Annotated in this window: 7 protein-coding genes; 2 read left to right on the top strand and 5 right to left on the bottom strand. The window is 72.3% G+C overall.

Annotated elements, in window-relative coordinates; translation table 11 throughout:
* Nucleotides 1–664, top strand: a 664-nt coding sequence (locus VFZ20_RS29415; RefSeq protein ID WP_329687533.1) for a cyanophycinase, incomplete at its 5' end; no start/stop codon positions are given.
* A 492-nt stretch (nucleotides 665–1156) separates the two neighbouring features.
* Here the strand turns inward: VFZ20_RS29415 and VFZ20_RS29410 are convergent.
* The 5 genes from VFZ20_RS29410 to VFZ20_RS29390 all read right to left on the bottom strand — a co-directional run bounded on the left by VFZ20_RS29410 (nucleotide 1157) and on the right by VFZ20_RS29390 (nucleotide 10159).
* The gene (locus tag VFZ20_RS29410; RefSeq protein WP_329687532.1) at nucleotides 1157–2191 is read right to left on the bottom strand and encodes a hypothetical protein; all 1035 of its coding nucleotides are present in this window, start codon (nucleotides 2189–2191) and stop codon (nucleotides 1157–1159) included.
* Nucleotides 2192–2267: 76 nt separating this feature from the next.
* A complete protein-coding gene (pdeM, locus tag VFZ20_RS29405; protein ID WP_329687531.1) occupies nucleotides 2268–2945 on the bottom strand; it encodes a ligase-associated DNA damage response endonuclease PdeM in 678 nt (225 codons plus the stop codon).
* 690 nt (nucleotides 2946–3635) lie between these two features.
* Nucleotides 3636–6131, bottom strand: coding sequence for a ligase-associated DNA damage response DEXH box helicase (locus VFZ20_RS29400; protein WP_329687530.1), 2496 nt, complete (start codon nucleotides 6129–6131; stop codon nucleotides 3636–3638).
* Nucleotides 6132–6302: 171 nt separating this feature from the next.
* The gene (locus VFZ20_RS29395) at nucleotides 6303–7169 is read right to left on the bottom strand and encodes a hypothetical protein (protein WP_329687529.1); all 867 of its coding nucleotides are present in this window, start codon (nucleotides 7167–7169) and stop codon (nucleotides 6303–6305) included.
* A gap of 284 nt (nucleotides 7170–7453) precedes the next feature.
* Nucleotides 7454–10159 (bottom strand): DUF5916 domain-containing protein, encoded by a 2706-nt coding sequence (locus VFZ20_RS29390; protein WP_329687528.1) that lies wholly within the window; start codon nucleotides 10157–10159, stop codon nucleotides 7454–7456.
* Nucleotides 10160–10755: 596 nt separating this feature from the next.
* Between VFZ20_RS29390 and VFZ20_RS29385 the strand changes: the two genes are divergently transcribed.
* A partial coding sequence (locus tag VFZ20_RS29385; RefSeq protein WP_329687527.1) for a GAF domain-containing sensor histidine kinase occupies nucleotides 10756–12248 on the top strand: 1493 nt, incomplete at its 3' end.

Here is a 12248-nt window from a genome sequence, read left to right as displayed (position 1 = left end):
CCGGCGCATCGTGCGAATGATCGAGCAGGCCGACGGCATCTTCTTCGGCGGCGGCGACCAAGTGCACCTCGTGGCCACCATCGGCGGTTCGCGGCTGGACCGCGCCGTGCGCGAGGCGTACGCCAACGGCGCCACCATCTGCGGCACCAGCGCCGGCGCGGCGGCCCTCACGGAGACCATCCTGGCCGGCGGAGAGCCCGACGAGTACGGGCAGATGCAGGCCGTGCACATCGGGCCCGGCTTTGGCCTGCTGGGGTTCCGGGCCATGATCGACACGCACTTCACGCAGCGGCGGCGGCTGCAGCGCCTGTTCATGGTGATCGCGCAGAACCCCGAGCTGCTGGGGCTGGGCATCGACGAGGACACGGCGCTCATCGTGCAGGGCCACCGGGGCGAGGTGGTGGGCCGTGGCTCGGTGACGTTCGTGGACGGGCGCGGCGTGCGCTTCGACAATGCCGACGAGTGCCGGGCCGGCAAGGCGCTCACGCTGAGCTACCTGCGCGTGGGCATCGTGGGCGCGGGGTACACGCTCAACCTGCGCGAGCGGGAGCTGGAGGTGCTGGTGCAGGCGCGCCAGGACGAAGCGCGCGGCGGTTCGGACCTGGAAGTGCTGCGCAGCGAGGCCATGGAGCCGCAGCCCGCCCCCAGGGCGGACCCATCGTAAAGGGCGCACTTCCGATGGACGGACGCGGGCCCCGGGACGCCTGTCCCGGGGCCCGCCTTTTTTGTGCGGAGCACGACACGCGACAACGTGATCCGTCCCCCGCTGTCATACCCGGCCTCACGCGAGCGCCCCCTCCGCTCGCTCAGGCTCGCACCTCCCCCAAAAAAACCTGGGGGAGGTTGAACATCTTCCATCCCGTGTCCCCAGCGCAACCACGAGATGCGTCATCCTGAGGAGCGCCCGCGCATGGCCCGAACATGCACGAACTCCGGGCGCGACGAAGGATCTTGTGTGCGAGACTCGGGGCCGACTTCGCGCACGAGGGGCGGCCCGTGGCGCGGCCGGCAAGATCCTTCGTCGCCGCCATCGATCATGCTCCAACGAGGTCCGTGTGGCGGCTCCTCAGGATGACGCTCTCGCGCGGGATCGCGGCGATTCAGTCGTCTCAAGAAGACGAAGCCGCGGCTGAACGCCGCGGCTTCGTCGTCGGCCCTACGACGACGGGAGGACGCAGGCCAGGCGCGACAGGGTGGCCGGGTTCTTCTTGCTGCCGCCTTCGCTGCTCAGGAACACGGTGCCGTCGGGGCCGAACTCCACGGCCTCGCCCTGCGGCTCGTTCAACCCGGTCAGGTCGTAGGTGAGCGGCTGGCCCAGCTGCCCGGACGCCAGGCCGCCCGTCCGGTAGAACGACACCTGCCGCAGCGTGCGCAGGGCCAGCCACTGCCCGTCGGGCGACGCGGCCGCCCCCGTGATGCGCTGCGGGCGCTCCACCTTGCCGGGCGCCAGCACCGCCATGCGCTCCAGGCGGGCCGGCGTGCCGGGGCGGGCCGTGCGCGGCATGCGGTAGACGGCGATACCGCCCGTCTCGCCCTTGCTCACGATGAAGATGCCGCCGTCGGGGAGCACGAACAGCGCCTCGGCGTCCTGCGGGCCGTCCGGGTAGACGGCCGTGAGGGCCTCGGCCGGGCGCGTTTGCGCGTCGCCGGGCGCGGGCTCGGGCACGCGGTAGATGGTGACGTTGGGCCGCGCCGCCGCGTTGTCGCCGATGTCGCCCACGTACAGGCAGCGCCCGCCGCCGGGACACGGCGCCGCGGCCACGTCCTCCCAGTCCAGCCTGCTCCGCGGGTCGACGCCCGTGACGGTCACCTGGCCGCGGTCGCGACCATCCATCCCCACCAGGTGCAGGAGGGGGCGCCCGGAGTCGTTGTGCGTCCAGATGGCGTCGCCGCCGGCCGCGAGCGCCAGCCCGCTGGACTCGTGCACGGTCTCCGGAAGGCTTACGCTGGCGCCGTCCGGAGCGCAGCCGAACGCGCGGGCGGAGTCGCCCATGGCCGGCTGCGCGGCGGCCAGCGGGGTGCCCGGCTGGACGGCGGGGGCCGGTGCCTCCGCGCGGTCGCGGTCCTTGTCCTTGTCGTGGTCCTTGCCCCCGCGGTGCTCGTCGGGAAGGACCACCATCGAGAGCCCGCCCACGGCGGCGATCACCGCCATCAGGGCAAAGCCCGCGCGCATCAACGGGATGTCTCCCACGCCTCTCGTCTCCTGTGCTGCCTGCGATCCAACTGCCGAACGGGAAAGGACATGCAGCGGATGTGCCGTTCCGCGTTCACACGGCCGGCACGACCTGCTCGCCGGCCACCACGTACACGCGGTCGCCGGGGATCACGCTCACGTCCGCCGTCCCCGTAAAGTCGCCGAACGCGGGGAGAATGCCCACGTGCGGCCCCAGGTGAAAGCACGGTAGCCGCTCACGCTGGCGTCCCGCGCCGCGCAGGGTGACGGATGGATGCACGTGCCCGGCGAGCACGTAGCACGCGGCCGCGGGCTCCGGGTGGTGCGCGTACGCGTACGGCGCGGCCGGCAGCGGCCCGTCCACGCAGGTGATGCGCAGCTCCGCCGGGGGGTCGCCCGCGTGGCGGTCGTGGTTGCCGCGCACGAGCGTAAGCCGCAGCTCGGGGTACGCCTCGCGCCACTCCGCCAGCGCCTCCAGGGTGCGCGGCGCGCGGCTCTGCTTCGCGTGGAAGAAGTCGCCCAAAAAGACGATGGATTCCGCGCCCGTGCGCGCGACCAGGCGCGTGAGGCGGCCCAGGTTGCCGGCCGTGGTGCCGCCGGGGACGGGCACGCCCAGCGCGCGGAACGCCGCCGCCTTGCCAAAGTGCGGATCGGCGACGAGCAGCGCGCGGTGCGCGGGCCGGTACGCGGCGTGTTCCGGCAGCAGCACCAGCCGCTCGCCGCACAGGTCGATCTCCAGGTCTCCCGCCCCGACGTCCAGCGCTGGCTGCATCCTGTGTACGGCTCGCCCAGAAAGTAGTGGAGTATGCTTCGCGGAGAGTACCCCGCATCGGCGAGAATCGCCAGCCTGGCTCCCAGCCGGAGCGGGTAAACCCGCCGCTAGGACAGCGGAAAGCCCCGTCTCGCGCCGACGCGCTCTGCGAACGGGGCTTCAACCGCCAACACGGGCCGCCACCCGACGACGAGGCGGATTCGGTGGCTCGGGCGCCGCCACACCGCACGGCCCCCGCCCGCGACGGACCTGTCGGCGCAGGCCGACATTGCGGGGTCACAGCCGCGAATTCATTCGCCGGGGCTGGGTCTTCGCCGATGGCTGCCTGCTGCGAACCTGCGCGAAACCCAGCCGACGGACCGCCGCATCGGTGCACCCACTCGCCCGGTGCACGAGCCGTCGGCGAAGGCCGACATCACGTTGTCGGTGCCGCGACTTCAGTCGCCGGGTCGCGATGCCCGCCTACCTGCCTCGTCCTCTCCCTCTGCACGATCCCGATCCCGTCATCCGCCGCTCGGCCTTCCGCGTCTGCTGATCGCGTCCCATCCGCCGATCCGCCGATCCGCCGATCCGCCGATCCGCCGATCCGCCGATTCGCGCATCACCTCATCCGGCCATCCCCCGATCCCATCCGCCATCCGCGCATCACCTCATCGCCCATCCAACGATCCCCATCCGCCCCATCCGCCGTCACTTCCCCGTGTCCGCAGCCTTCTCCAGCGCGACCTGCATGCGGCGGACGCGGTCGGCGAGAGACTCGCTGGTCACGGCTTCGCGCGTGCGGTCCACGAGCAGGGGAAAGGCCAGCGGCGGCGTACGCCTGGGCGTCGTCACGGCCACGCGCCCGGCGGCCAGGCGCTCCAGCGTGCGGCCCAGGCGGCTGCTTTCCAGCTGCCGCTCCAGCACCTCGCGGTGCGCCTGGCTCACCAGCAGGTTGCCCGGGTCGTAGCGGGTGAACACGTCGAAGAACAGCCCGCTGCTGGCCTGCAGCTGCCGCGCCGTCTTGCCCGCGTGGGGAAAGCCCTGGAACACGAGGCCCGCCACGCGCGCGATCTCGCGGAACTGCCGCCGCGCCATCTCCGTGGCGTTGAGCGACGCGGGCACGTCCTCCAGCAGGTTGCGCGGGCTGAGCAGTCCGGCGGCCAGGGCCTCGTCCAGCGGCGCGGGATCGGGCGAGAGCAGCTCCAGGCCGTAGTCGTTCATCGAGAAGGTGAACGAGATGGGCAGCAGCCGCGAGATGCGGTACGCGAACAGCGCCGCCAGCCCCTCGTGCACCAGCCGGCCCTCGAAGGGAAAAAAGAACAGGTGATGTCCCTCGCGCGTCTTGACCCGCTCGAGGAGCAGCTCGTCCGCGGCGGGGATGCGCGACCAGCGGGCCTGGATCTCCAGGATGGGGCGGATGGCCTGCATCTCGGGGTCGCGGTACACGCCGCGCGACGCCTCTTCCAGCCGCCCGCGCAGCGACGCCGCCAGCTCCGTGCTCAGGGGCATCCGCGCGCCCATCCACCGCGGGATCATCCCCTTGATGCTCGTGGCGCGGCGCACCCACGCCACCATGTCGCGCACACGGACGAACTCCAGCGGCTTGCCCGCGAAGACGAACTTGTCGCCGGGCTTGAGCCGCGCGATGAACCCTTCCTCCACCGAGCCCAGCGAGCCGCCGCCCAGGTACTTGACCGTCACGGACGCGTCGCTGACGATGGTGCCGATGGACATGCGGTGCCGGCGGGCGATCTGCTTGTCGCCCACGTTGTACGTGCCGTCCTCGCTGATGACCACGCGCTGGAACTCGGGATACGCGCTCAGCGCGTCGCCCCCGCGCGTGACGAAGTCCAGCACCCACTGCCACTCGTCGTCCATCAGCCCCGCGTAGGCGCGCGTCGTCCGCACCTCGGCCTTGAGCGCGTCGGATCGAAAGCCGCCGCCCAGCGCCACCGTCACGACGTGCTGCGCCAGGAGGTCCAGGGGACGATCGACGGGCAGGCGCGACTCCACGGCGCCCGCGTGCATGCCGTCGCGCGCGGCGGCCACCTCGATGAGCTCCAGCGCGTTGGTGGGCACGCACGTCACGCGGCTCACGGCGCCCGGCCGGTGCCCGCTGCGCCCCGCGCGCTGCAGCAGCCGCGCGACGCCCTTGGGGCTGCCGATCTGCAGCACGCGGTCAACGGGGGAGAAGTCCACGCCCAGGTCCAGCGACGAGGTGGCGACCACGCAGCGCAGCTTGCCGGAGCGCAGCCCGTTCTCCACCCACTCACGGCGCGCGCGGTCCAGCGAGCCGTGGTGCAGGGCGATCTGCCCCGCCCAGTCCGGCCGCGCGTCCAGCAGCGCCTGGTACCAGATCTCCGTTTGTGAACGGGTGTTCGTGAATACGATGGCTGTTTCGCCTTCCTTGATGGCGGCCACCACCTGCGGGAGCATCTGCGTGCCCAGGTGGCCGGCCCAGGGAAAGCGTTCGATGGTGGGCGGGATGAGCGCGTCCACCACCACTTCCTTGGGGATGTGCGCGCGGATGATGCGCCCCTGCGCGCGGCCGGGCGCCGTGCCCAGCAGCGCGTCCTGCGCGTCGTGCAGGTTGCCGATGGTGGCGCTCAGCCCCCACGTGCGCAGCGCCGGCCGCCAGCCGCGCAGCCGGGCCAGGGCCAGCTCCACCTGCACGCCGCGCTTGGTGCCCATCAGCTCGTGCCACTCGTCCACCACCACGGCGCGCAGGTCGGAAAAGAGCTGGCGCGCGTCGTCGCGGGAGAGGAGGAGCGCCAGGCTCTCCGGCGTGGTGACGAGCGCCGTGGGCAGCCGCGTGCGCTGCCGCGACCGCACGGCGGACGACGTGTCGCCCGTGCGGCTTTCCAGCGTCCAGGGCAGGCGCAGGTCCGTCAGCGGCGCGCGCAGGGCCTCTTCCGTGTCCGCCGCCAGGGCGCGCAGGGGCGTGATCCACAGGATGCGCAGGGGCGGTGCCTTGCCGGCCGTGGGATCGTCCGGGTGCTCGGCGATCCACTCCAGCACGGGGCCCAGCCACGCCGCGTACGTCTTGCCCGTGCCCGTGGCGGCGTGGATGAGCCCGCCCTCTCCGTCCAGGTACGCGCGCCACACGTCCCGCTGAAACGCGAACGGCTCCCACCCGCGCGCGGCGAACCACGCGTCGGCGGGGGCGACGGGATCGGTGGACGGCGGTGCGGCGGCGCGGGGCATCTCCCTGGATACGGTGCGAGGCGTCGTCGGATCGAGAAGGCAACCATGACGCGCACCTTCGCAGTCTCCGGGCCGAAGCGGCGAAAGGGCCGCTCCGGGAACGGAAAAAGCCCCGCGGTTGCCGCGAGGCTTTTTCGTCCGGCGGACGGCCGTTCGTCCCGGCGTCGCCCGTCAGACCACGCGCATGCGCAGCAAGCCGCGGACGCGGTTCCGGAGCCGCGCGCCCAGGGTGTTCCCCGGGCGATCGCGAACGGCGACGTCGAAGTCGTCCAGGCTCGTCCAGAAGAAGAAGCCCCAGCCCGCCAGCGCCACCAGGGCGGCACCGGCCACTTTCGCGGCCAGCGGCAGCTCCACGCCGGTCAGGGGGCCGAGCGCGGCGAACACGGCGCTGCTGCCCAGGAACAGCAGCGCGTTGCGCACCACTCCCCCGGTCACCTCCGGCAGGTCCGCGGGGCGCGCGGCGCGGGGATGGCGCTCGGCCTCGGCCACGAAGCGGCGGATGAACTCGCGCGCCGCCCGGCGGCGCGCGTCGCCGCGCAGCGAGATGCGGATGCCGGTGGCGCTCACCACCTCCAGGCGCACGCCGGCCGCGGTGTCGAGCTCACGGAAGGAGGCGATGTCCTGCCACGCGATGGGCGTGACCCAGGGCCGCGACTCCATGCCATACCGTACGCGGCTTTCGATCCCGCGCTCCGTGAGCAGGTACTCCGACCGGCGGCGCACCAGCGGCCTGCAGAGAAGGCCCAGCAGGGCCGTCCCCGCGCACACCAGCAACGCCTCCCGCACGCGATCACCGGGATAGGGCATCAGGTTCTGCGCCGTGAGCGTCCGGTATGCGACCGTGCCCACCAGTGCCAGCACGCCCGCCAGCACCCCGAGCCGAACCGGGCTGATGCCGTCCTCCACGACGCGGCGTGTGTCCTGCACCGGCACGTTGCCCGCCTGCGAGTCGGCGAGCGCGGGCATGGTCGCCTGCGGCACCACCTCGTCAAGCGGCGGCGTGCGCGTGGGCGCGGACGGCGGATCCGGCTGCATCATGATCGATCCCGTGCCGAGTGGCTGCTGCCGGGAAGAGGATGGAAGTCCCGGCGATGAATGATCATCGCGTTCGACCCCTCTTTCGGTCAATCCCTGCTGGATGCCCCGCACGTGCCGGATGCGGTGGAGCCGCGGAAGAAAATCTCCCCCCGCGGCTCCGGTTCATCCGCCATCATAAAGGAAACTGCATTCTCACACGGCACTTCGTGAACGGGAACGACAACGGTAACGGATAGAAAAACCGTTGCAGTTGCCGTTCACGAAGTGCCGTGTGAGCCTTCTTTTCAGTTGCCGATCCAGTACGACGCCTTGATGAGAAAGACGTTGTGCGACGGCCCGTCGAAGATGGCGCCCGCGTCGCGGCCAAAGTCGAAGTCGCCCACGGGCTCGAAGCCGCTGCGCTCCTGCTGCCACACGAAGAACAGCGTGCTCCCGGGGCGGTACTCCCAGCGCAGCACCGCGTTGCCCCGCAGCGAGCGCACGTTGAAGTCCGGGTCGCCAAAGCGCACGACGAAGTCGGGATCGTTCGATGCCGGCAGCGTCGTGGGGCAGGCGCGCGCCGCCATGGGGTCCGCCACGTACACGCCGCCGATGCGGCACAGCGTGCCCTGCTGGTCGCCGTAGCGGGCGAACTCGAACTCGCCCGGCGTCGTGAGCTCCTTGAAGCCGCTGTAGCGGCCGGCGGAGACGAACGGCTGCGCGAACAATTGCAGCGACAGGCGGGGCGTGAACGTCCAGTCCACGCGCGCCTCCATGGATACCGTCGTCTGGTCCAGCGCGCCAAAGACGTAGCGGGCGCCGTACGTGTCCGTGGCGCGCGCGTCCGCCGTCGTCCGCACGTACTGCGCGGTGTAGTCGTTGTGCGCCCAGCGCGGGCCCACCTGCACCCGCACGGCCGAGCTGGGGCGAAACGTGGACCACATCGACGCGCCGCGCTCCACCAGCCCCGACGCGTCCTGCCGGTACGAGAAGTCCGTCCCGAAGAACAGCGGCTTGCGCGAGTCCGTCTCCACCCAGCCGCTGGCGCTCCACTGCGCCGGCTGCTCGCTCAGGGGGCCGCCGCGCGTGAGCCGGTCGTTGACGTACGCCGGCCGCGCGCCCACCTGGATCCCCGTCCCCCAGAAGTTGGTGAAGGTGGCGTTGGCGCTGGCCGCCGCGCCGTCCAGGATCACGTCACCGCCAAAATTCCACGCGCGAAACTGCCACGCGGCGTAGCTGTGGTCGCGCAGGATGCCCACCTGCCGGTTGACGCTGCGCCCCAGGAAGGTGGCGATGCTGCGGGCGTCGGACCGCGTCTGAAAGCCGATGTCGTTGATCTCGAAGCCGGGGCTCACCTCCTTGAGCTGGATGGAGGCGTCCCACGCGCCGCCGTGCGCCACGCTCAGCTCGCCGATGTGGCCCGTGAGCGACGTGCGCGCGGGGTCCAGCTCCACGTAGTCGGCGTCCGGCCGCTGGTAGTAGCGCGCCGAGCTGGCCTGCGTGGCCCGCAGCACGTCCGCGCTGCCGCTCACCCGGCTGCCGGCCAGGTAGCCGCTCACGCTCCACGCGCGGCTGTTCCACGTGTGGAGAAAGTCCACGCCGCCCAGGTACGCGTCGCGGTGCAGCATGCTCGCCAGCGTCTCGTCGCCCAGGCCGCGGTTCGTCGCCGTGCCCAGCACGCCCACCTGCGACGATCCGCCGTTCAGGTCCTTGCGCGCGCGGCCCACGAAGTAGTTGCTCAGCGGCTCCACCTGCGCCGTGTGCCGCTCGCCGTCCGTGCCGATGAAGCGCGCCGACTCGCGGTTGGTCACGGCGTCCATCAGGCCGATGCTCCACCCGCCCGGCGTGCGCCCGCTCACCTTGGCGGCGCCCAGGATGCGCGTCTGCGTGGGCGCGTCCACGAACGGGTACGCGGGGCCGTTCAGCGTGCGCTGGGGCGAGCGGCCCACGCGGCGCGAGTAGAAGTACTCCTGGCTGCCGTAGCGGTTGAACGCCCGCGTGCTGCCAAAGCGAAAGACGTCGGCCCCCTCCGTGAAGAACGGCCGCCGCTCGCTGAAGAACGTCTCGAACGCCGTGAGGTTCACCTCCGCCGGGTCCGCCTCCACCTGCCCGAAGTCGGGGTTGATGGTGGCCGACAGCGTAAGGCCGGCCGGCAGCCCCAGGCGCAGGTCCGCGCCGGCGTCGATCCCCGGCTCGTTCTCGCTGAAGAAGGGATCGGCCGCGTCGCCGGGGGCGCGCGTGAGCCGGGCGCTGGCGTACGGCATGAGCTCCAGCGCGCGCGGCGCCCGCACCCCCGTGAGCCCCGTGAGCGTGCCGAAGCGCGAGACGAACCCCGCGTCGTTGCGGTTCCACGGCGACCACGACGCGCGCTCGCCCCGCCGCGCGATGTCGCGGGTGATCTGCATCCCCCACGTGCGCGCGTCCTCGGGGCGGCCGCCAAAGCGCAGCTGCGACAGGGGGATGCGGAACTCCGCCGTCCACCCCGCGCTGTCGATGGACGTGGCCACGGTCCACACCGCGTTCCACGATCCGTCCTCGTTGGCGCCGTCGTCGGACAGGTAGATGTCGCGCTGCACGCCCCGCGGGTTGGTGCTGAAGAGGAACGCGCTGCGGCGGTCGTAGCGGCTGTCGAACGAGACGTTGATCCACTCGGAGTAGATGCCCCCCGCGTCGCGCCGGGCCAGGGGCGCGGCAATGCTGTCCGGCGACGGGTCGAACGCGCGCACGGCCACGTACACGGCGTCAGCGTCGTACAGCACGCGGGCCTCGGTGCGCAGGGTGGGCGCGGCGCCCACGTTCGGATAGCTCTGCGTAAAGTCCGACGCGGCGGGCGCGGACTGCCACGCGTCCTCGTCCAGGCGCCCGTCCAGGCGCACCTCGCCCTGCAGGCGCGTGGCCGCCAGCGTGGCCAGGGGCCGCGTGCCGGCCCCGGACGGCGCCTGCGCGCGCGCCGCGCCGGCAAAGAGACACGCGGCCGTCGCGGCCGCGGCGAAGATTCGAAGGGAGCGCATTGCGTCCATGCGGGTGCGGCAGGGTGGAGTCAAGGAGGGACGACGTGAGTGCTGTAATTTCAGCACGTGCTGATTATTCAGCACGAGGACGGCTGTGTCAAGGTTTCCGGGAACATCCGGGATAGTATCGGCGGGAGGCCGAAAAATGTTTCGCGGGGCCGGCAATCCGTCGTCACCCGGGGGCGAGGATGGATCGCGCCGACCGCAGCCCGCCCCTTCCCCGGCCCCTCCCCGCTCGTTCCTCGCGGAGAGGGGAGACGTCCCGAGACCGGCGGGCGATTCGACCATCCGGCGCCGGGTGGCCACGGTGTGCACGGCTGCGACACACCTGAGAGCCTGGTTCGCGATGAAAGGTTGCATGGTGCGCGGAGCAGCCCGGTGACGGGTCCGCGCAATCCGTTTGCGGCCACCAGCGTTACAACACGCGGGTAAAACCCCCGCGTGCAACGGTCTATCGCGCCGAACGCGACGTCGCGCTACAGGGTGGATTGTTCACGCGCGCGTCTTTCGCTAACTTGCCCGTCTCACCCCCTGCGTCACGCCGCCGTCCCCGGAGCACGGGACGTCCGACGCGCCGGTACCTACCGCGGGCCCGAATGGACCTTCGCGACACCGTCATCCGCCTGTACCAGAGCGCCGATCCCGCGCAAGCGCTGCACGCGCTGGCGGAATCCGTCGCGCCCGGACGGTGCGCGGTGTGGGTGGACGCGGGCGGCGCCGTCACCGCGGCCTATCCCCAGGGCGCTGGCGTATCGTCCCGGCTCACGGCCGAGGCGCTGCGCGCGCCCATCCCCGCCGTCCGTCCCCTGAGCCCCGGCTTTCCGGAAGACGCCGCCGAGCACCCCGGCGGCCACGCCCTGCTGCTCCCCCTGCGCAACGGCAGCGCGCACGGGGCGGGCGCCGTGGTGCTCATCGGCGAGGGGCGCGCGGCCGAGGCGGCGCGCACGGAGGAGTGGGAGCACGTGGCGGCGGCCCTGCTGCACGTGGGCCGCACGGCGGAGCGCGTGGCGGCCCTGGAAGGTGAGCGGGACACCCTGCGCCGCCGCGCGGAGGAAAGCGAGGCCCTCCACGTGCTGGGCCTGGCCGCCAACCGCACGCTGGACCCCGACGAGGTGCTGCAGATGGTGGCGCGGTTCACCCGCACGCTGCTGGGCGCGCACTACGTCACCGTGAGCGCCACCTCCGGCGGGGAGATCCGCACCCTGGCCAGCGCCGGCCTGCGCGCCGCCGGCGGCCCCGCGGACGACCCGTTCGCCGCGCGCGTGGCCCAGGCGGGCAAGCCGCTCACCCTGGAGGCCGGCCCCGACGGCGGCGTCCCCGAGCCGTTCCACGCGGCGGAGGGGATGCGCGTGGGGCTGGGCGTGCCCCTGGCCCTCTTTGGCGAGACGTTCGGTGCCCTGGTGATCGGCTACCGGCGGCCGTACGAGATATCGCCCCGCGACGTGCGGCTGGCGCTCACCCTGGCCGGCCACGCGGCCGTGGCCATCAGCAACGCGCGGCTGCACGGTGCCCTGGCCGAGCGCAGCGGCGAGCTGGAGCGGGCCAACGAGGAGCTGCGCTGGAGCGCGGCGGCCAAGGACCGCTTCTTTGCCAGCGTGAGCCACGAGCTGCGCACGCCCCTCAACGCCATCCTGGGCTACAACGCGCTGCTGCTGGACGGCGTGGTGGGGCAGCTGCCGCCGGAATCCGTCGCGTTCCTGCAGCGGGCGCAGCGGGCCACGGAGAACCTGCTGCGCCTGGTGAACGACGTCCTGGACCTGTCCAAGATGGAGGCCGGCAAGCTGGAGCTCGTCATCCAGCCGTTCGATCCGTACGCCGCCGTCGTCGAGGCCCTGCAGACGATGGAGCCGGCCGCGCGGGAAAAGGGCCTCATCCTGGCCATGAGCCCGCCCATGACCCTGCCCCCCCTGCGCAGCGACGCCGACCGCGTGGGGCAGATCCTGCTCAACCTGCTGAGCAACGCCGTCAAGTTCACGGACCGCGGCACGGTGAGCGTGGTCCTGGGCGCCCTGGAGGCGGCGGAGGGCGAGGAGTCCGCGCGCCGCCGCTGGGTGGAGCTCCGGGTGAGCGACACGGGCCCCGGCATCGC

Origin of the sequence: Longimicrobium sp., from assembly GCF_036280135.1 — a bacterium.
Lineage (GTDB): Bacteria > Gemmatimonadota > Gemmatimonadetes > Longimicrobiales > Longimicrobiaceae > Longimicrobium.
This window is presented reverse-complemented; position numbering and strand designations above follow the sequence as displayed.